Origin of the sequence: Streptomyces sp. NPDC001843 (assembly GCF_042891955.1) — a bacterium.
Lineage (GTDB): Bacteria > Actinomycetota > Actinomycetes > Streptomycetales > Streptomycetaceae > Streptomyces.
Window position 1 is genome coordinate 291,828 of the sequence record NZ_JBIATQ010000001.1, and the last position, 19,721, is coordinate 311,548.

Annotated in this window: 20 protein-coding genes and 1 riboswitch; of the genes, 10 read left to right on the forward strand and 10 right to left on the reverse strand. The window is 72.0% G+C overall.

Annotation, left to right across the window (positions count from 1 at the left end; all coding sequences use genetic code 11):
• Positions 1 to 64: 64 nt before the first annotated feature.
• Positions 65 to 628 (reverse strand): SAV_6107 family HEPN domain-containing protein, encoded by a 564-nt coding sequence (locus ACFYZQ_RS01335; protein WP_389140377.1) that lies wholly within the window; start codon positions 626 to 628, stop codon positions 65 to 67.
• A gap of 179 nt (positions 629 to 807) precedes the next feature.
• Here ACFYZQ_RS01335 and ACFYZQ_RS01340 point away from each other — a divergent pair, with 179 nt between their 5' ends.
• The 4 genes from ACFYZQ_RS01340 to ACFYZQ_RS01355 all read left to right on the forward strand — a co-directional run bounded on the left by ACFYZQ_RS01340 (position 808) and on the right by ACFYZQ_RS01355 (position 6,245).
• Positions 808 to 1,620: an ATP-binding cassette domain-containing protein gene (locus ACFYZQ_RS01340; RefSeq protein WP_389140379.1), complete on the forward strand. Its 813-nt coding sequence runs from the start codon at positions 808 to 810 to the stop codon at positions 1,618 to 1,620.
• Positions 1,592 to 3,676, forward strand: a complete 2,085-nt coding sequence (locus tag ACFYZQ_RS01345) for a YhgE/Pip family protein (protein ID WP_389140381.1) — start codon at positions 1,592 to 1,594, stop codon at positions 3,674 to 3,676. The genes ACFYZQ_RS01340 and ACFYZQ_RS01345 overlap by 29 nt, the downstream gene beginning before the upstream one ends.
• Positions 3,677 to 3,726: 50 nt before the next feature.
• Positions 3,727 to 4,356, forward strand: coding sequence for a TetR/AcrR family transcriptional regulator (locus ACFYZQ_RS01350; protein WP_388788535.1), 630 nt, complete (start codon positions 3,727 to 3,729; stop codon positions 4,354 to 4,356).
• A 377-nt stretch (positions 4,357 to 4,733) separates the two neighbouring features.
• Positions 4,734 to 6,245 carry a phytoene desaturase family protein gene (locus ACFYZQ_RS01355; protein ID WP_389140383.1) on the forward strand — a complete coding sequence of 504 codons (1,512 nt, stop codon included), beginning with the start codon at positions 4,734 to 4,736 and terminating at the stop codon, positions 6,243 to 6,245.
• 31 nt (positions 6,246 to 6,276) lie between these two features.
• Here ACFYZQ_RS01355 and ACFYZQ_RS01360 read toward each other — a convergent pair whose 3' ends face one another.
• The 6 genes from ACFYZQ_RS01360 to ACFYZQ_RS01385 all read right to left on the reverse strand — a co-directional run bounded on the left by ACFYZQ_RS01360 (position 6,277) and on the right by ACFYZQ_RS01385 (position 11,160).
• On the reverse strand, positions 6,277 to 7,212 hold the full coding sequence (locus tag ACFYZQ_RS01360; protein ID WP_389140385.1) for a hypothetical protein: 936 nt from the start codon (positions 7,210 to 7,212) through the stop codon (positions 6,277 to 6,279).
• A gap of 56 nt (positions 7,213 to 7,268) precedes the next feature.
• Entirely contained in the window at positions 7,269 to 8,192 is a 924-nt protein-coding gene (gene metF / locus ACFYZQ_RS01365; protein WP_389140387.1) for a methylenetetrahydrofolate reductase [NAD(P)H], read from the reverse strand.
• Between the two features lie 114 nt (positions 8,193 to 8,306).
• Positions 8,307 to 8,966 (reverse strand): thiamine phosphate synthase, encoded by a 660-nt coding sequence (gene thiE, locus ACFYZQ_RS01370; RefSeq protein WP_389140389.1) that lies wholly within the window; start codon positions 8,964 to 8,966, stop codon positions 8,307 to 8,309.
• Positions 8,967 to 9,095: 129 nt separating this feature from the next.
• Complete coding sequence (locus ACFYZQ_RS01375; RefSeq protein ID WP_053671919.1) at positions 9,096 to 9,461, reverse strand: Rv2175c family DNA-binding protein; 366 nt, start codon at positions 9,459 to 9,461, stop codon at positions 9,096 to 9,098.
• A gap of 77 nt (positions 9,462 to 9,538) precedes the next feature.
• Entirely contained in the window at positions 9,539 to 10,723 is a 1,185-nt protein-coding gene (locus tag ACFYZQ_RS01380; RefSeq protein ID WP_389141835.1) for an NAD(P)/FAD-dependent oxidoreductase, read from the reverse strand.
• Positions 10,724 to 10,809: 86 nt separating this feature from the next.
• Positions 10,810 to 11,160, reverse strand: coding sequence for a hypothetical protein (locus ACFYZQ_RS01385; RefSeq protein WP_389140391.1), 351 nt, complete (start codon positions 11,158 to 11,160; stop codon positions 10,810 to 10,812).
• A 52-nt stretch (positions 11,161 to 11,212) separates the two neighbouring features.
• Positions 11,213 to 11,324: riboswitch (TPP riboswitch) on the forward strand.
• Here ACFYZQ_RS01385 and thiO point away from each other — a divergent pair.
• The 5 genes from thiO to ACFYZQ_RS01410 all read left to right on the forward strand — a co-directional run bounded on the left by thiO (position 11,322) and on the right by ACFYZQ_RS01410 (position 16,604).
• Positions 11,322 to 12,482: a glycine oxidase ThiO gene (thiO, locus tag ACFYZQ_RS01390; RefSeq protein WP_389140393.1), complete on the forward strand. Its 1,161-nt coding sequence runs from the start codon at positions 11,322 to 11,324 to the stop codon at positions 12,480 to 12,482. (Overlaps the previous riboswitch by 3 nt.)
• A complete protein-coding gene (gene thiS, locus ACFYZQ_RS01395; protein WP_389140395.1) occupies positions 12,479 to 12,679 on the forward strand; it encodes a sulfur carrier protein ThiS in 201 nt (66 codons plus the stop codon). The genes thiO and thiS overlap by 4 nt, the downstream gene beginning before the upstream one ends.
• Positions 12,680 to 12,681: 2 nt before the next feature.
• Positions 12,682 to 13,476, forward strand: coding sequence for a thiazole synthase (locus tag ACFYZQ_RS01400; RefSeq protein WP_389140397.1), 795 nt, complete (start codon positions 12,682 to 12,684; stop codon positions 13,474 to 13,476).
• A gap of 220 nt (positions 13,477 to 13,696) precedes the next feature.
• Positions 13,697 to 15,670: a Stk1 family PASTA domain-containing Ser/Thr kinase gene (pknB, locus tag ACFYZQ_RS01405; protein ID WP_389140399.1), complete on the forward strand. Its 1,974-nt coding sequence runs from the start codon at positions 13,697 to 13,699 to the stop codon at positions 15,668 to 15,670.
• Between the two features lie 34 nt (positions 15,671 to 15,704).
• Positions 15,705 to 16,604 (forward strand): deoxyribonuclease IV, encoded by a 900-nt coding sequence (locus ACFYZQ_RS01410; RefSeq protein WP_389140401.1) that lies wholly within the window; start codon positions 15,705 to 15,707, stop codon positions 16,602 to 16,604.
• Between the two features lie 11 nt (positions 16,605 to 16,615).
• Here ACFYZQ_RS01410 and ACFYZQ_RS01415 read toward each other — a convergent pair whose 3' ends face one another.
• Entirely contained in the window at positions 16,616 to 17,257 is a 642-nt protein-coding gene (locus ACFYZQ_RS01415) for a sulfite oxidase-like oxidoreductase (protein WP_389140403.1), read from the reverse strand.
• Between the two features lie 177 nt (positions 17,258 to 17,434).
• Between ACFYZQ_RS01415 and bfr the strand changes: the two genes are divergently transcribed.
• On the forward strand, positions 17,435 to 17,914 hold the full coding sequence (gene bfr, locus ACFYZQ_RS01420) for a bacterioferritin (RefSeq protein WP_389140405.1): 480 nt from the start codon (positions 17,435 to 17,437) through the stop codon (positions 17,912 to 17,914).
• Positions 17,915 to 17,944: 30 nt separating this feature from the next.
• Here bfr and ACFYZQ_RS01425 read toward each other — a convergent pair whose 3' ends face one another.
• Positions 17,945 to 18,157: a bacterioferritin-associated ferredoxin gene (locus ACFYZQ_RS01425; RefSeq protein WP_389140407.1), complete on the reverse strand. Its 213-nt coding sequence runs from the start codon at positions 18,155 to 18,157 to the stop codon at positions 17,945 to 17,947.
• A gap of 150 nt (positions 18,158 to 18,307) precedes the next feature.
• Positions 18,308 to 19,660, reverse strand: a complete 1,353-nt coding sequence (locus tag ACFYZQ_RS01430; RefSeq protein WP_389140409.1) for a class II 3-deoxy-7-phosphoheptulonate synthase — start codon at positions 19,658 to 19,660, stop codon at positions 18,308 to 18,310.
• Positions 19,661 to 19,721: the final 61 nt, after the last annotated feature.

Sequence of the window (19,721 nt, forward strand, 5' to 3'; positions counted from 1 at the left end):
GGCTTCGGCAACGCTTCAGGCGCCCTCCACCCTATTGCCTCCGCCGCCGCTCGCGGTCACCGTCTCATCCCGCGTCCGGCATCTCGCGCGGGGCGGCCGGGCCCTCCGGCTCGTCGGCGTCGCGGCGGGGCTGGGGCAGCACCGGCTGGAGTACCAGCATCCGCTCCACGAGGCGGACGAACATCGCCACGTCACGTATCAGGTCGTCGGCGTCACGGCCGCTCGCGGCGCCCTGGATGCCCGCCTCGGCCCGGGCGCGGCGGTCGGCGCCGGAGGCGAACAGCGCACTCCACTCGGTGAGTTCGGGTGCGATCTCGGGGAGCACTTCCCAGGCGCTCCGGATGCGTGCGCGACGCCTCGGGGAGGTCTCGGGGCGGCCGCGTGCGGCGAGCACGGCGGCGGCGGTGCGCAGCGCGGCCAGGTGGGCGGTCGCGTAGCGCTCGTTGGGGGTTTCCAGGACGGTGGCCTCGTCGAGTCCGGCACGGGCCTGGGCGAGCAGGTCGAGGGCGGCGGGCGGGGCCGTGGACCGGCGCAGCACGGGGTGCACGTCGCTCGCCGGTCCGGTCAGTGAGGGGGCAGGGCCGGTGGCGCGGCGCCGGTGGGCGGCGGCTGCGGACGAGTGGGCCATGACGAACCTCCTGTCGTCTGGGTCACGGCGCCCCCGCTATGGGGTGCCGTATGTGCCCATCGTGAGGTATGGCACTGACAATCCGTTCTGACCTGGGCTTTTGCTTCGATCGGAGGTTCGGGTTACTTTTTGCACTGACCAGTCAGTTCAAAAATACGCGCAGGGGGAAGGCGGGAGCCATGGACCCGTCACAGGACAGTGCCCAGGACCTCGGTGTCACAGCCCTCGGTGTCACGGCCCGCGGCTTCGGGCTGCGAGGGCCGCGCGGCTGGGCGTTCCGGGGCGTCTCGATCGACGCGGAGCCCGGCTCGCTGATCGCGGTCGAGGGGCCCTCCGGCTCAGGCCGTACGTGTCTGCTGCTCGCGCTCACGGGACGCATGAAGCCCACGGAAGGAGTGGCCACCGTCGGCGGCCTCAAACTCCCGCGGCAGATGTCCGCCGTACGCCGGATCAGCGCCGTGGCGGGCGTCGCCGGGGTCACCGACCTGGACCCGGCGCTCACCGTCGGGGAGCACCTGCGTGAACGCGCGCTGCTGCAACGCCGCTTCGGCGGCCCCCTGCGCTCCCTGCTGCGTCCCCGGGCGCAGCGGGCGGACGAGACCCGGCGCCGGCTCGGCACCGCGCTGGCCGCCGCCGGGCTCGACCCGGACGACCTGCCCAAGGGCGCCCGGACGACCGTACGGGACCTCGATCGGCTTGAGGCGCTGCGGCTGTCCGTCGCCCTGGCCCTCGTCGGCGGCCCCCGGTTGCTGGCCGTGGACGACACCGACCTCAAGCTCTCCGACGCGGAGCGGGCCGAGGCGCACGCGCTGCTGGCCTCCGTGGCCGCGGCGGGGACGACGGTGGTGGCGGTGTACGCCGACGCCCCCGAGGGCGTCCTGACCGTCTCCACCCGGCCCGCAGAGTCCACACGATCCACCGAGTCCACCGAGCCCGCCGACGAGGAAGCGAAGGAGGCGGCCGATGCGCTCGCCGAAACTGGCCGCCCTTGAGCTGAGGCGCTTCGGCCGGGGCCGGCTCCCCCGGGCCGCCCTCGTCGCGCTCCTCGTGCTGCCCCTGCTGTACGGCGCCCTGTACCTGTGGTCGTTCTGGGACCCGTACGGCCGTCTCGACCGCATCCCCGTGGCCCTGGTCAACGAGGACAAGGGGGCGCACGCCGACGGGAAGAAGATCACGGCGGGTGACGACATCACCGACGGGCTGCGCGACAGCCGGACCTTCGACTGGCACGAGGTGAGCGCCGCAGAGGCCCGCCGGGGCGTCGAGAACGGCACCTACTACCTGTCGCTGACCATGCCGGCCGACTTCAGCCGGCGCATCGCCTCCAGCGCCGGAGACTCCCCCGAGACGGGCGCGCTGCAGGTGCGCACCAACGACGCGAACAACTACATCGTCGGGCAGATATCCCGGACGGTGTTCAGCGAGGTGCGCACGGCGGCGTCCACCAAGGCGTCCCGGTCCTTCCTGGACCGGATCTTCATCTCCTTCTCCGACATCCACGGGCAGACGGAGAAGGCCGCCGAGGGCGCCGACAAGCTGGAGGGCGGCATCGGCAAGGCGGAGCGGGGCGCCAAGGACCTCGCCGACGGACTGAAGGACGCCAAGAGCGGCAGCGGCAGGCTGGCCAAGGGGCTGAAGAAGCTCGACCGGGGCGCGGGCGACCTTCAGGACGGCTCACGGCAGGTCGCCGACGGCACCCAGACCCTCGCCGACAAGGTCAACGGGGTCTACGCGAAGGTGGGCCCCTTCGTGAAGGACAACGAGAAGACCATCGGGGACACCGCCCGGCTCGTCGCCGACTCGGCGAAGACGGTCCGGGACAACCTCGACGTCCTGGTGAGGACGGCCCCGGCGGCGGCGAGGACCGCCCACGCGGCCTCCACCACGCTGGACGAGGTCTACCGGACGCACTGCGAGACGCCCGTACTCCCCGACCCGGTCTGCCCCGACCTGAAGAAGGCGAGGACGGCGGCCTCCGACGTGGCCACGGTCGCCGACGACCTGAACACGCTGATCGCCGACCAGGGCGGCGACCTGAACACCCTGCGCGCGAACCTCGGCACGCTGCAGACGCAGGCGCGGGCGCTCGCCGAGCGCGCCCCGCACCTGTCCGAGGACCTCGACGACGCCGTGTCCCGGATCAACAAGCTGAACGAGGGGGCGGGCAAGGTCGCCGCGGGCGCCGAGCAGCTGCACACCGGCCTGGGTACCGCGAGCACCGGCGCGACCACCCTGGACAAGGGCATCGGCACGGCCGCGTCGGGCGCCGAGGACCTCGACGGCGGCATGTACAAGCTGGTCGACGGATCCGGGAAGCTGGCCGGCGGTCTGCACGACGGCGCGAAGAGGATCCCCGACTACGACAAACGGGACCGCGACAAGCGCACCGGCGTCATGGCCGACCCGGTACAGCTGGCCTCCAGGGATCTGCACCACGCGCCGAACTACGGCACCGGGTTCGCCCCGTACTTCATCCCGCTGTCCCTGTGGGTGGGCGCGATGGTGGCGTACATGCTGATCCCGCCGCTCAACCGGCGTGCCCTCGCGGTCGGCTCCTCCGCCTGGCGGACCGCGCTCGCGGGCTGGCTGCCGGTGGCCGCGATCGGGGTGCTGCAGACGGCCGCGCTGATGTCCGTGCTGCACTGGGCGATCGGCCTGGAGATGACCCGGGCGGCCGGGACGGTGGGCTTCCTGTTCCTGGTGGCGGCCTGCTTCGCGGCGATCGTGCAGTGGCTGAACGCGTGCTTCGGCGCGGCGGGCCGGATCCTGGTGCTCGCCCTGCTGATGCTCCAGCTGACCTCGGCGGGCGGTACGTACCCGGTGCAGACCAGTCCGGGCTTCTTCAACGCGATCCACCCCTTCCTGCCGATGAGCTACGTCGTGACGGCCCTGCGCCGGCTCATCACGGGCGGCGGGCTCGGCCCGGTGTGGCTGGCGTGCGCCGTGCTGGCGGCGTTCACCGCGGGGGCCCTCGCGCTCACCGCCCTGTCGGCCCGCCGCCGCCAGGTGTGGACACTGGACCGGCTGCATCCGGAACTGAGCCTGTGACCTCGCCTTTCGCGTCCCCTTCGGGAGCCGTTCCTGTGACAATCGACGCCATGGAAAGCAGCAGCGCCACGTCGGGTGGCAGCACACGCCGCGAGGCCACCCGGCAGAAGCTCTACGAGGCCGCCGTCACGCTCATCGCCGAACAGGGCTTTTCCGCTACGACGGTGGACGAGATCGCCGAGCGGGCCGGAGTCGCGAAGGGCACGGTCTACTACAACTTCGCGAGCAAGTCGGTCCTCTTCGAGGAGTTGCTGCGGCACGGTGTCGGCCTCCTCACCGCCTCCCTGCGCGAGGCCGCCGAGCGGACGGCGAGCGAGGGCGGCACCAGGGTCGACGCCCTGGACGCGATGATCCGGGCCGGGCTGGTCTTCATCGACCGCTATCCGGCCTTCACCCAGCTGTACGTGGCCGAGCTCTGGCGGACCAACCGCGCCTGGCAGTCGACGCTGATGGTGGTCCGGCAGGAGGCCGTCGCGGTCGTGGAGGGCGTGCTGCGCGAGGGCGTGGCGAACGGCGAGTTCAGCGAGGACATCGACGTCCAGCTGACCGCGGCCGCCCTGGTGGGGATGGTGCTGGTGGCCGCGCTGGACTGGAAGTCGTTCCAGCCGGAGCGGTCGCTGGACGACGTCCACGCGGCGCTGTCCCGGCTGCTCCAGGGGCGGGTCAGCGGCAAGGGCTGAGCGAGCCGCACGCGCGCGTGCATGTGAGAAGCGCCGGTCCGGTGTGGCCGCGTCCCCCGCGGGCCACCTCGAACCGGCGCCTCCCTCTTGCTCCCCCGTACGTCCCCCCGTGCGGTCGTCCCCCGGGCACCCCCGTGCCTCGCTTCCGCCGACGGATCGGCGGCAACGAGCGGATCGAGGGCGGCCCCGTTCCGGCGCCCCGTGTCGCCGGTGCCGGGACCAGGCCCCTTCTCCGTGTCTCCACTCTCTCGTCCGCGCAGGTGGCAGCCCATCCGTGCGCGTACTCATCTCATGCACTAGGTACGGATACTCAGCCCTGCGCGCTCATCCACAGCCCCTGGGCGGGACTGTCGGTGCCGGTCGCTAAAGTCGCAGGCATGGCACGGATTGCGGTGATCGGCGCCGGCATGGGCGCGATGGCGGCCGCCGCCCGGCTGGCCGTCGCGGGCCACCGGGTGGCGGTGTACGAGCGTACGGAGACGTACGGCGGTGCGGTGCGCCGGTTCGAGCGGGACGGGTTCCGCTTCGACACCGGTCCCGGACTGCTGCCCCTGCCCGCGGTCTACCGCGACCTGTTCGTCAAGACCGGCAAGCAGCCCCTGGAGGCCTGCGTCGAGCTGGTGCAGGTCGACCCGTCGTCGCGGCACGTCTTCGCCGACGGCACCGCGGTGTCGCTGCAGAACGCCTCGCGCGCGGGTGTCGTGGCCGCCCTGGACGAAGCCCTGGGCGAGGGCGCGGGCCGGCGCTGGGGCGACTTCCTGGTGCGGGCACGCGAGGCCTGGGACCGCACCCGGCGCCCCCTGCTGGAAGAGCCCCTGTGGCCGAACTGGCGGGTGCTGGCCGAGCGCGAGCCCTATCCGGCCGTCCCGCACAAACGGCTGCTGCGCACCCGGCGTGCCGCCACCCTGACCGAGGTCGGGGAGTGGGAGCTGCGCGACCCGCGTCTCGCGGCGCTCCTGGAGGGCCACGCCCTCGCCCACGGCCTCGACCCCCGGACGGCTCCGGCGAGCGCGGCCGTGCTGCCGTACATGGAGCACGCCTTCGGCGTCTGGTATGTGCGCGGCGGCATACGGGAGTTGGCGCGCGCGGTGTACGAGCGGTGCGTGGCCCGCCGGGTGGAGTTCGCCTTCGGCGCGGAGGTCACCGGGATCCTGGAGAAGGACGGCCGGGCCGCCGGCGTGGAACTGGCCGGGGGCACGGTTGCCGAGGCCGACCACGTGGTGGCGGACGTGGACCCGGAGCGGCTGCGGGGCCTGACGGAGCATCCGCTGGACGCCGACGGGGACGTGCGCGCCGAGACCACGGCGTCCCGTACGGGCCGGTTCACCGTGCTGCTGGCCCTCCGCGGCGAGCGTGCGCCCGGTACCGCGCACCGCACGGTCGTGCACGCGCCGGACGCCGGGGCGGAGAAGGACTTCCTGGCGTCTCCCGGCGGCGCCGAGCCGGTGCGGCCCACGGTGACCGTGCTGCGGCCCGACGACCCCACCCTGCGCCCGGAGGGCGGGTACGAGTCGGTGGTCGTCCATGCCGTGGTGCCGACGGAGGCGGGCTGGGAACGGGAGGACCTGGTGCGGCGCTTCACGCGGCTCGTCCTGGAGGCCACCGGGTCCGCCGTCCCCGGGCTGCGGGAGCGGCTGATGTGGCACGAGGTGCGCACGCCGGGCGATGTGGCCGCCGAGACGGGCTCGGCTGCCGGAGCCGTCCCCGCTCCGGCGCTGGCCGCCGCCGACGGCCGTTTCCTGCATCCGGCGAACATCACACGCCTGCCGGGTCTTTACCGGGTGGGCGGCTGGGCACACCCCGGTGGGGGGCTCCCCCACGCCGGCATGTCCGGCGCGCTGGTCGCGGGGCTGATCGTGGAGGGGCCGGACTTCCGCGGCTCACAGTGAGACCCGCGCGCCGGCGGGGCCGGGCCGGGGTTCAGAAGCGGTACTGCTCGTCGAACCCGTGCCCCTGCTGCTGCCCGCCCGACTGGTAGGGATACGGCTGCTCGGTGGCGAGTTGGTCGCCGCCGTAGGGCTCCTCGGTGCGCTGCTGCGGCACCCAGACGCCGTCCGAGGGGGTCTCGCCGTAACCACCGGTGCCGTGGTGCCCCTGGCCGTAACCCTGCTGGTCGTAACCCTGGCCGCCGTAACCCTGGTCGTACCCGGTCCCGCCGTAGGGGTCGGAGTAGCCGTTGTACTGCTGCTGGCCGGCGTCGTAGGCGTAACTCTGCTGGCCGTAGCCGGAGTAGTCGTAGGCGTACGACTGGTCGGTGCCCGGGGCCGCCGCAGCGTAGGTCTCCTGAGGCTGGTCGGCGGAGGCGTGGGCGGGGCCCGTGAAGGAGTCGCCGTATATGCCGTACGTGCCGGTTTCGTCGGGCATCGGCTGCGGCTCGTAGACCGCGGTGGTCTCGGCGGCCGTGGGCCCGGCGGAGCGGGCGACGGGGGTGAAGACGTCGTCACGGTCGTAGTCGTCGAGGCCGTAGGCGGCACCGTCCTGGCCGAAGTCGCCGCTGTAGCCGGCCGCCTCGGCCGCCTTGACGCCGGAGACGTCGAGGGCGGGCCCGTCGTCCTCGGGTTCGCCCCGGCGGCGCTTGCTCCGGCCGGCTTCACCGGCGGCCGGACGGCTGACCGCCCAGCCCGCGGCGAAGCCGCGGCGGAACGACAGCGTGACGTAGGTCTGCCCGACCGCGAAGGCGGCCGCGCCCAGACCGATGACCGGCACGGACGGGATCAGCACACCGACCACGACACCGACGAACCCGACGAAGGCGAGCAGCCGCCAGCGCAGACGTGCCTTGTACTGCAGCAGCACCTCACCGAGCAACCACAGCGCGACGATGCCGAACGCGATGTAGAGGACCGCCCAGCCCATGTACGCCCCTCTCCCAGTGGCCGCTACGCAGTGTGGCGTATCGCGGTGCGGCCGGTCTAGGCCTGCGGGGGATGGTGCAGGCCCAGGTTCTCGTAGATTTCCAGCGTCGCCGTGGAGTTGTTGAGCGTGATGAAGTGCAGTCCTGGCACTCCCTCGGACAGCAGCCGTGCGCAGAACTCCGTGGCGAATTCGATACCAATGGAGCGTACCGCCGCCGGATCGTCTTTGGCTGTGAGGATCCGCTCTTTCAGGGCGGGCGGGAAGAGCGCGTTGCTGAGCTTCGGCAACCGCTGCAGCATCTTCACACTCGTCACCGGCAGGACCTCGGGGATGACCGGGGTCTCGCAGCCCGCGTCGGCCACCCGGTCGCGCAGGCGCAGGTAGGACTCCGGCTGGAAGAACATCTGCGTGATGGCGTAGTCGGCGCCGGCCCGGCACTTGTCGACGAAGTGCGCGACATCGGTGTCCCACTCGGTGGAGCGCGGATGCATCTCCGGGAAGGCGGCGACGCCCACGCAGAAGTCACCCGACTCCTTGATGAGCCGGACGAGCTCGGCCGCGTAGGTCAGGCCCTGCGGGTGCGGCACCCATTCGCCCATCGGGTCGCCGGGCGGGTCGCCGCGCACGGCGAGCATGTTGCGGATCCCCGCGTCCGCGTACTGGCCGATGATGTTGCGCAGCTCGGCGATGGAGTGGTTGACCGCGGTCAGGTGGGCGACCGGCGTCAGCGTGGTGTCGACGACGATCTGCTGGGTCTCCTTGACCGTGGTGGCACGCGTGGACCCGCCGGCCCCGTAGGTCACGGACACGAAGTCGGGCGCCACCGCCTCGACCCGGCGCAGCGCGTTCCAGAGGTTCCGCTCTCCCTGGGGCGTCTTGGGCGCGTAGAACTCGAAGGAGTACGTCGTTTTTCCGGTGCCGAGGATGTCACGCACCGTGCGCGCGCGGTCGGTCCTGGTGGATGCGGTTCCGAGGGCCATAACGGCAGGTTAGCCAGGAGCGGCCGGTCCCCCAACCGAGGGCTGGAAATATGCCCGAATTTGTCGGCCTGCCGTCCACCACTTGGACATGCGTGGACACCTGTGGGTGCCGCGTCAGGCCTGCCGCAGCCGCTTGGTGAACTCCGCCGCCGCCGCTCCCGGGTCCGGGGCATCGGTGATCGCCCGGACGACGACCACCCGGCGGGCCCCCGCGTCGAGGACCTCGTCGAGGTTGCCCAGGTCGATGCCGCCGATGGCGAACCAGGGGCGGTCGGTGCCCAGGGCGGCGGTGTGCCGGACCAGGTCCAGGCCGGGGGCGTGGCGGCCGGGCTTGGTGGGGGTGGGCCAGCACGGGCCCGTGCAGAAGTAGTCCACGCCCTCCTGCACGGCGGCGGCCTCCGCCTCGGCCTCGGCGTGCGTGGACCGGCCTATCAGGACGTCCGCGCCGAGGATGGCGCGGGCCGCGGGGACCGGGAGGTCGCCCTGCCCGAGGTGGAGCACGTCCGCGGCGGCGGCGTGGGCCACGTCCGCACGGTCGTTGACCGCCAGCAGCTTGCCGTGCCGGGCGCAGGCCTCGGCGAGGACCGCCAGGTGCTCCAGCTCCTCGGCGGCCTCCATGCCCTTGTCCCGCAGCTGCACGATGTCGACACCGCCGGCCAGCACCGCGTCGAGGAACTCGGCCAGGTCGCCCTGCCGTCTGCGGGCGTCCGTGCACAGGTAGAGCCGGGCGTCGGCCAGGCGCTCGCGTGCGGTGCCGGCAGCGGTATCGGTCATGCGTGGGTCCCCCGGGTGTCGTGCGGCGCGGGCGCGCTGTCGGCGGCGTACGGGCCGTGGCCCACCGTGGCCGGGCCCCGGCGGCCGCGGCCCGTACGCCGGACGGTGTTCGGTTTCAGATGATCTGGTTCAGACGGCGAGCGCCTGGGCGCGGCGCTTCACCTCCGTGCCGCGATTCTCGCTCAGTGCCTGCGCGGGGGTGCCGGGCAGGCTGGGGTCGGGGGTGAAGAGCCACTCCAGCATCTCTTCATCCGTGAAGCCGTCGTCCCTGAGGAGCGTCAAGGTGCCGGACAGGCCCTTGACGACCTTGTCCCCGTCGATGAAGGCGGCGGGGACGTGCAGCGCCCGGTTCTCACCACGGCGTACGGCGATGAGCTGGCCCTCCTTGACCAGCTGCCGCACACGTGTCACCTCGACGCCGAGCTGTTCGGCGATGTCGGGGAGGGTCAGCCAGGCGGGGACGAGCGCATCGATCTTCGCGTCAATCTCGGTCACGGAAACAAGCCTGCCATCTGCCACTGACAGTCGGAAGCCAGGCGGGTCCACCCGGGGTGACGCGGCAGGTCGCGGCGCTATGCCGTGGCGTCCTTCAGGGGCCTCGCCGGGTCGGTCAGCGCCTCGGGGTGCATGGCTGCGCCCGCCTCGATCAGGCGTCGGCCCTGGGCCAGGTCCCGGGGGCGTCCGACGGCGAGCAGGGCCACCAGCCGGTCCTCCTTCAGCCAGCAGACCGTCCAGGCCGGGCCGGCCGGGTCGCCGCGCCACAGGGTGCGGTCGGCGGCGCCGTGGTGACCGGCGTACTGGACGAAGCGGCCGAACTGCTCGGACCAGAAGTAGGGCACGGGGTCGTAGGCCGCGGGGGTCTCACCGATGATGTTCGCGGCGACCGTGCGGGGGCCCTGGAGGGCGTTGTCCCAGTGGTGGACGAGCAGCCGCTCCCCGTACCGGCGGGAGGGGAAGGAGGCGCAGTCGCCGACCGCGTACACGTCGGGGGCCGAGGTTCGCAGGTGTTCGTCGGTCACCACCTCGTGGTGCGTGCCGAGCTCGATGCCGGAGCCGGCCAGCCACGCCGTGGCGGGACGGGCACCGATGCCGACGACGACGGCGCCCGCGGGCAGCCGCGAGCCGTCGTCGAGCACCACCGCGCCCGGCTCGACGCGCTCCACGCGCGCGTGCGTGCGCAGCACCGCGCCGCTGTCGGCGTACCAGGACGCCATCGGCGCGGCCACCTCGGCCGGGAGCGCGCCGGCGAGCGGGCGGTCCGCCGCCTCCACGACCGTCACCGCGCACCCCGCCTCACGGGCCGCCGTGGCGAACTCGGCACCGATCCAGCCGGCGCCGACGACCACGATGTCGTGCTGCCGGGCGAGCACCGGCCGCAGCCGCTCGGCGTCGTCGAGGGTGCGCAGGAGGTGCACGCCGGGCACGCCCTCCGCGCCGGGCAGCCGGATCGGTTCGGCGCCGGTGGCCAGCACCAGGACGTCGTACGGCACGGGCCCGGCCTCGGTGTCCAGCTCGTGGTCCGCGGGGCGCACGCCCAAGGCCTCGCGGCCGAGCCGGAGTTCGATGCCGAGCGCCTCGAAGTCCACGTCGAAGGCGGAACCCTCGGCCTTGCCGAGCAGCACGGCCTTGGACAGCGGGGGCCGGTCGTAGGGCTGGTGGGGTTCGGCGCCGATCAGCGTCACGGTGCCCTTCAGGCCCTGTTCGCGCAGGGCGACCGCGGTCTGCACGCCGGCCATGCCCGCTCCGACCACGACCACTCGCCGCGTCTGTGACGTGCCCTGTTCCCGCGTCTCCCGCGTCTGCTCGCTCACTCGATCACCATAGTCAACTGACTGTGCGTCAGTCAGGGGGCGTGCTCAGTGACCTGCTCCACAACGCTCGTCCCGGCTCCCGACTGCGATTCCCACGCCCAGGCCTCCTCCAGCCGCACCCGTCCGTCGGGCAACTCGGCCACGGTCGACGCGCAGCGCCCGGAGGAGGTTGTTCCGTCCCGTTTGAGTTGCACGTACCGGAAGTCCAGCCGGTCGCCCTCGCGCGTGCCCACCAGGTACCCGCGTACGACGTCCCCACCCGCGTACTCGGCCCAGATCTCGCCGTCCTTCTCGTGGTAGGAGAAGCGGGTGCGCGTGCCCACCTGGCCGGGGGCCTGGTCGGCGACGGGCGCGAGGACGAGGCCGTCGAGCGAACGGGCCATGAGCTGAGGCCTCCTTACGAGTCCGGTGCCCTGAGGGCTAGGGTGGCCACCGTAAAGCACTCGCGGGAGCCCGGACGCACCGGGCTGAGAGGGAGGCTGGCGGCCTCCGACCGTACGAACCTGATCCGGGTCATGCCGGCGAAGGGAGGGGCTCGACGCCCATGTCGTCACGTACATCGGACGTCCTCGTCATCGGGGGCGGGATCATCGGGCTGGTCACGGCCTGGCGCGCCGCGCAACGCGGGCTGGCCACGGCCGTGGTGGACCCGGAGCCGGGCGGAGGGGCCGCGCAGGTGGCGGCGGGGATGCTGGCCGCCGTCACGGAACTGCACCACGGCGAGCACACACTGCTCGGCCTGAACCTGGCCTCGGCCCGCCGCTACCCGGACTTCGCGGCCGAGCTGACCGACCTCACCGGCCTGGACCTCGGCTACCGCAGGTGCGGCACGCTCGCCGTCGCGCTGGACGCCGACGACCGCGCCCACCTGCGCGAACTGCACGCCCTGCAGCACCGCTCGGGACTGGAGTCGGAGTGGCTGTCCGGTCGGGAGTGCCGGCGCCTGGAGCCGTTGCTCGCGCCGGGCGTGCGCGGCGGGCTGCGGGTGGACCGCGACCACCAGATCGACCCGCGCCGGCTGGCGGCCGCGCTGGTCGCCGCGTGCGAGCGGGCCGGGGTGGTCTTCCACCGGGCGTGGGCCGAGCGCTTCGACGTCGTACGGGACCGGGCGGCCGGTGTCACCACCGCGGACGGCGACGCGCTGGGCGCGGGCCAGGTGGTGCTCGCGGCGGGCAGCCTGAGCGGGCGGCTCGCGGGCCTGCCGGGTGACCTGCTGCCGCCGGTACGGCCGGTGAAGGGGCAGGTGGTACGGCTGACCGTGCCCGAGCGGTACGCGCCGTTCCTGAACCGGACCGTACGGGCCGTGGTGCGCGGCAGCCATGTGTACCTGGTGCCCCGGGAGAACGGCGAGCTGGTCGTCGGGGCCACCAGCGAGGAAGTGGGCTGGGACACGACGGTGACCGCCGGCGGGGTGTACCAGTTGCTGCGCGACGCGCACGAGTTGGTGCCCGGCATCACCGAACTGCCGCTCACCGAGACCCGGGCCGGGCTGCGTCCCGGCTCCCCCGACAACGCGCCGTTGCTCGGCCCGACCGGTCTGGACGGGCTGCTGCTGGCAACCGGGCACCACCGCAACGGCGTGCTGCTCACCCCGGTCACCGGCGACGCCCTGGCACAGGCCCTGACCACCGGCGAACTGCCCGAGGAGGCACGCCCGTTCACCCCGAAGCGCTTCAGCACGGCACTCATGGAGCAGCCCGTATGAACATCTCCGTCAACGGGGAGCGCCGGGAGGTCGCCCCGGGTACCGCTCTCGACACCCTCGTGAAGTCCCTCACGGCGGCGCCGCGCGGAGTGGCCGCCGCGCTCAACGAGACCGTCGTCCCGCGCGCGCAGTGGCCGGCCACGGCCCTGGCCGAGGGCGACCGCGTCGAAGTCCTGACCGCCGTGCAGGGAGGCTGACCATGGCAGACGACCCCTTCGTCATCGACGGTACGTCCTTCACGTCCCGTCTGATCATGGGTACGGGCGGTGCGCCCAGCCTCGAGGTACTGGAGCGGGCGCTGGTCGCCTCCGGCACGGAGCTGACGACCGTGGCGATGCGGCGGGTGGATCCTGGCGTGCACGGGTCGGTGCTGTCAGTGCTGGAGCGGCTCGGTATCCGGGTACTGCCGAACACCGCGGGGTGCTTCACCGCCGGGGAGGCCGTGCTCACCGCCCGGCTGGCCCGGGAAGCGCTGGGCACCTCACTGGTGAAGCTGGAGGTCATCGCCGACGAGCGCACGCTGCTGCCGGATCCGGTGGAGCTGCTGGACGCGGCGGAGACGCTGGTCGACGACGGGTTCACGGTGCTGCCGTACACCAATGACGATCCCGTGCTGGCGCGGAAGCTGGAGGACGTCGGCTGCGCCGCGATCATGCCGCTGGGGTCGCCGATCGGATCCGGGCTGGGGATCCGCAATCCGCACAACTTCCAGCTGATCGTCGAGCACGCGCGCGTGCCGGTGATTCTGGACGCGGGGGCCGGGACGGCGTCGGACGCGGCGCTGGCGATGGAGCTGGGGTGTGCGGGGGTGATGCTGGCCTCGGCCGTCACCCGGGCGCAGGCGCCCGCGCTGATGGCCACCGCCATGCGGCACGCGGTGGAGGCGGGGCGGTTGGCCCGGCTGGCGGGGCGGATTCCTCGACGGTACTTCGCCGAGGCGTCTTCTCCTGCGGAGGGCTTGGCTGTGCTTGATCCGGAGCGGCCCGCGTTCTGAGCGGGGTGCAGTCCCGCCTTTGTCTCCCACCCACGCACCACCCTTTACTGCCGATCGAGGGGTGGACGTCTCCCGAGGGGCCCGTTCGCCGTCGGCGGCTCACCGTTCGTGGCGGGATCTTCCCCCACTGGCGTGGGAAGCGTCACAGGTGCGCTTCAGTACCGGTGCGATCCTGGCCGAAACCGTGGGGGTGTCGGTCCTGGCTCGTACACTCGCCTGCGTGGATACGACCCTTCAGGACGCCCTCGTCGGGCAGGTGCTCGACGGCCGTTACCGTGTCGACGCGCGGATCGCGGTCGGCGGGATGGCCACGGTCTACCGGGCCCTGGACACCCGCCTGGACCGGGTCCTCGCGCTCAAGGTGATGCACCCGACGCTCGCGGCGGACGTGTCGTTCGTGGAGCGGTTCATCCGGGAGGCGAAGTCGGTGGCCCGGCTCGCCCACCCGAATGTCGTCCAGGTGTTCGACCAGGGGGCCGAAGGGGCGTACGTCTACCTGGCCATGGAGTACGTCGCGGGGTGCACCCTGCGGGACGTGCTGCGCGAGCGGGGCGCGCTGCAGCCGCGGGCGGCGCTGGACATCCTGGAGCCGGTGCTTGCCGCGCTCGGCGCCGCGCACCGGGCCGGGTTCGTGCACCGGGACATGAAGCCGGAGAACGTCCTGATAGGGGACGACGGGCGGGTCAAGGTGGCCGACTTCGGGCTCGTGCGGTCCGTGGACACGGTGACCAGCACGACGGGGACCGTGCTCGGCACGGTCTCGTACCTGGCGCCCGAGCAGATAGAGCACGGCACGGCCGATCCGCGCGTCGACGTGTACGCGTGCGGCGTCGTGCTCTACGAGATGCTCACCGGCGGCAAGCCGCACGCCGGGGACACCCCCGCCCAGGTGCTCTACAAGCACATCCACGAGGACGTCCCGCCGCCCTCGGCCGTCGTGCCGGGGCTGGCGTACGAGCTGGACGAGCTGGTCGCCGCCGCCACCGCCCGCTCCCCCGAGCTCAGGCCGCAGGACGCCGTGGCCCTCCTCGCCCAGGTGCGTGAGGCCCACGCGGCGCTCCGCGACGAGCAGCTGGACGCGGTGCCGCCGCAGGCGGTCGCGGCGGCGCACGACAACGCGGAGGACCGCACGAGCGTGATCCCGCGCGCGCTGACCTCCCCCACGCTCGGCTTCGCTCGCGCGGGGGGACCCCCATCCCGCCCGCTGCCGGTGAACGAGCACGACGTCCCGGACGCCGAGGCGGCCCTCAACCGCACCAGCGTGCTCCGGACCCCGCCCGCAGAGCCGTCGCGGCGCCGGCTGGGGCGGCCCCGGCGCGGGCTCGTCACGGTCGTCGCGGCCGTGCTGCTGGTCCTCGGGGCCGGTGCGGGGGTCTGGTACATCAACTCCGGCCAGTTCACGAGGGTCCCGCCGCTCATGACCAGGACCGAGGACCAGGCCAGGGAGCGGCTGGACAAGGCCGGGCTGGAGCTCGGGAAGGTCAAGCACGCCTACAGCGACACGGTGAAGAAGGGCACGGTGATCAGCAGCGACCCGTCGAGCGGTGCCCGGATCCGCAGCAACGACTCGGTGACGCTGACGATCTCCGACGGCCCGAAGACGGTGAAGGTGCCCGACCTGTCGGGCCAGGAGCTGGCGAAGGCCAGGGCGCGGCTGAAGGAGGAGGGGCTGGCGCCGGGCATGGTGACCCAGGAGTTCAGCGAGGACGTGCCCAGCGGTTCCGTGATCGGCACTACCCCGGCCGCCGGCACCGTGCGGCGCGCGGGCTCGGCGATCGCGCTGACCGTCAGCAAGGGCAGCCCGATCGACGTGCCGGACGTCACGGGCGACGACCTGGACAGCGCGAAGCAGGATCTCCAGGAGGCCGGGCTGAAGGTGAAGGTGTCCGCGCAGCAGGTCAACTCCGAGTACGACAAGGGCAAGGTCGCCCGGCAGACCCCGGCGGGCGACAGCCAGGCGGCCGAGGGCGACACGGTGACGCTGACCGTGTCCAAGGGCCCGGTGATGGTGGAGGTGCCGGACGTGGTGGGCGACAGCGTGGACGACGCGCATCAGCAGCTGGAGGACGCAGGCTTCCAGGTCGACGAGGACCGCGGGCTGCTCGGGCTGTTCGGCGACACCGTGAAGAAGCAGTCCGTGGAGGGCGGCGAGAAGGCGCCCAAGGGGTCGAAGATCACGATCACCATCCGGTGACGGGGGCGCGGCCGGGGCATGACACCCTGAAGGGGTGACACCGCAGCACCCCGCTTCCGCCGTCCCCGCCCCCGGCCCCGCCCGCAATCCCGTCGGCGGGCACGTGCCCGTGGCCGGTGGTCTGCACTCCGTGGGGCTGTCGTACGCCCGTGAGCTGGGCGCCGAGACCGTGCAGGTCTTCGTCGCCAACCCGCGCGGGTGGGCGACGCCCGCCGGGAACCCGCGGCAGGACGAGGCCTTCCGTCAGGCGTGCGCGGAGGGCGCGATACCGGCGTACGTGCACGCGCCGTACCTGATCAACTTCGGCTCCCACACCGAGGCGACCGTGGAGAGGTCGGTGGAGTCCCTGCGGCACTCGCTGCGGCGTGGCCGGGAGATCGGTGCGCTCGGGGTCGTGGTGCACACCGGGAGCGCGACCGGCGGCCGGGAGCGGTCCGTGGCGCTGAAGCAGGTACGGCAGCACCTGCTGCCGCTGCTGGACGAGCTCACCCACGACGACGATCCGTACCTGCTGCTGGAGTCCACGGCCGGGCAGGGGGCCTCCCTGTGCTCCCGCACCTGGGACTTCGGGCCGTACTTCGAGGCACTGGACGCCCATCCGAAGCTGGGCGTGTGCCTGGACACCTGCCACGTCTTCGCCGCCGGCCACGACCTGACCGGGCCCAGCGGCATGCATCAGACACTGGACCTGCTGGTGGACACGGTCGGCGAGGGCCGGCTGAAGCTGATCCACGCCAACGACTCCAAGGACGTGGTGGGCGCCCACAAGGACCGCCACGAGAACATCGGCGCCGGCCACATCGGCGAGGACCCCTTCCGCGCCCTGATGAACCACCCGGCGACCGCGGGAGTGCCGCTGGTCATCGAGACCCCGGGCGGCAAGGAGGGCCACGCGGCCGACGTGGAGCGCCTGAAGAAGCTCAGGGACTCTTGAGGTTCACGGCTTCACAGCTCCGGCCCGTCCCCCGGTTCCTCCTGGTAGGAGTAGCGCTGTTCCTTCCAGGGGTCGCCGATGTTGTGGTAGCCGCGCTCTTCCCAGAAGCCGCGGCGGTCCGTGGTCATGTACTCGACCCCGCGGACCCATTTGGGGCCCTTCCAGGCGTACAGGTGGGGGACGACGAGGCGAAGCGGGAAGCCGTGCTCGGCGGTGAGGAGTTCGCCGTCCTTGTGGGTGGCGAAGAGGGTGCGCTCGGAGGCGAAGTCCGGCAGGCGGAGGTTGGAGCTGAACCCGTACTCCGCCCAGACCATCACATGGGTGACGTCGGGCGCGGGCGGCGCGATCTCCAGGATCGTCCGGGCCGGGATGCCGCCCCATTCGGCGCCGAGCATGCTGAACTTCGTGACGCAGTGCAGATCGCCCACGACGGTGGTGTACGGCAGGGCCGTGAACTCCTCGTGGTTCCAGCAGTGCTTCTCACCGTCGGCGGTGGCGCCGAAGACCCGGAACTCCCAGCGCTCGGGCCGGAACTTGGGCACCGGACCGTAGTGCGTGACCGGCCAGCCGCGCTGGAGTCGCTGCCCCGGCGGAAGCCCTGGCCGTGCGGCCTCTCCTGACTCTCCAGACTCGCGATCCACCGGCTGACCCATGACTCCATCCTGACAGACCCCGGGCAGTGCACATGACCAGGGAGGCGGCCAAAGCGGGCAAACCATGAGTAAGCATGCACTAACTTACTGAGTATGCGCTTACTGGACGATCTTCTGCGCCGATGAAATCATGCCGCCGCAACCTCCCCCGTTCCCCATGTGGAAGGAGCCTCTGCGATGCAGGGCGATCCCGAGGTAATCGAGTTCCTGAACGAGCAGCTCACCGCCGAGCTCACCGCGATCAACCAGTACTTCCTGCACGCGAAGATGCAGGAGAACTTCGGTTGGACGAAGCTCGGCAAGTACACGCGGCACGAGTCCTTCGACGAGATGAAGCACGCGGAGGTCCTCACCGACCGGATCCTGTTCCTGGAGGGGCTGCCGAACTACCAGCGGCTGTTCCATGTCCGGGTGGGGCAGACGGTCAGGGAGATGTTCGAGGCGGACAAGCAGATCGAGGTGGAGGCGATCGACCGGCTCAGGCGTGGCATCAAGGTGATGCGCGAGAAGGGCGACATCACGTCCGCGAACATCTTCGAGGACATCCTCGCCAACGAGGAGCACCACATCGACTACCTGGACACCCAGCTCGAACTGCTGGACAAGCTCGGCGAGGCCCTCTACATCGCCCAGCTGATCGAACAGCCGGAGAGCTAGGGCCGCCGTTCTCCCAGGCGGCTCGTTTCCTTAGGCGGCCTCGTCCAGGGCCGGCAGCCGGTCGGCCGGCTCGCGGGTGGGACAGGCGCCACGGCCGAGGATGGCCTGGATGCGGCGGACGCAGGAACCGCAGTCGGTGCCCGCCTTGCAGGCGGAGGCGATCTGGCGGGGCGTGCAGGCGCCGCCCTCCGCGTGCTTCTTCACCTGCGCCTCGGTGACACCGAAGCAGCTGCAGACGTACACGCGGATTCACCTCCCGACGGGATCGATCAGTCTTGCCGTCCCGATTCCTCGGTGAGGCAAACCTAACCTTACCCGTCGGGCCGGGCCCGCAAAAGCGGAGCGGGGCGCGGATCGTATGTGATCCGCGCCCCACCGAAAGAAGCACGACGGCTACTGGTCCCGGTACATCTCCGCCACGAGGAACGCGAGGTCCAGGGACTGGCTGCGGTTCAGGCGCGGGTCGCAGGCCGTCTCGTAGCGCTGGTGCAGGTCGTCGACGAAGATCTCGTCGCCGCCGCCCACGCACTCGGTGACGTCGTCACCGGTGAGCTCGACATGGATACCGCCCGGGTGGGTGCCCAGCTCCTTGTGCACCTCGAAGAAGCCCTTGACCTCGTCGAGCACGTCGTCGAAGCGGCGGGTCTTGTGCCCGGAGGCCGCCTCGAAGGTGTTGCCGTGCATCGGGTCGGTCACCCAGGCCACCGTCGCCCCGGACGCCGTGACCTTCTCGACCAGGTGCGGGAGCCGGTCGCGGATCTTGTCGGCGCCCATGCGGACGATGAAGGTGAGCCGGCCCGGCTCCCGGTCGGGGTCGAGGCGGTCGATGTACTGCAGCGCCTCCTCGGGCGTCGTCGTCGGGCCGAGCTTGATGCCGATCGGGTTGCGGATCTTCGAGGCGAACTCGATGTGCGCGTGGTCGAGCTGCCGGGTGCGCTCACCGATCCACACCATGTGCCCGGAGACGTCGTAAAGCTGCCCGGTGCGGGAGTCGACCCGGGTGAGCGCCGACTCGTAGTCCAGCAGCAGGGCCTCGTGCGAGGAGTAGAACTCGACGGTCTTGAACTCCTCCGGGTCGGCCCCGCACGCGTGCATGAAGTGCAGCGCGTTGTCGATCTCCCGGGCGAGCTGCTCGTAGCGCTGGCCGGACGGCGAGGAGCGCACGAAGTCCTGGTTCCAGGCGTGGACCTGGCGCAGGTCGGCGTAGCCGCCGGTGGTGAAGGCGCGCACCAGGTTCAGCGTCGAGGCGGACGCGTGGTACATCCGCTTCAGCCGCTCCGGGTCCGGGACGCGGGCGGCCTCGGTGAAGTCGAAGCCGTTGACGGAGTCGCCCCGGTAGGTCGGGAGCGTCACGCCGTCGCGGGTCTCGGTGGGCTTGGAACGCGGCTTGGAGTACTGGCCGGCGATCCGGCCGACCTTCACGACGGGCACCGACGCGGCGTACGTCAGCACGGCGCCCATCTGGAGCAGCGTCTTGAGCTTGTTGCGGATGTGGTCGGCGGACACCGCGTCGAAGGCCTCGGCGCAGTCGCCGCCCTGGAGGAGGAACGCCTCTCCCTTGGCGACGGCCGCCATCCGGGCGCGCAGCTGGTCGCACTCGCCCGCGAAGACGAGCGGCGGATACGACTCGAGGTCCGCGATCACTGCGCGCAGAGCCTCGGCGTCGGGGTACTCGGGCTGCTGCGCCGCGGGCAGGTTTCGCCAGGTGTTGCCAGCGCTCGCGCTGGTCTTAGCGTTCACGGTCACCCGGTAAACACTACGGGGTCGTGCCGACGGATTTTCCTCCTGCCCGAAAAATGAGACGGGG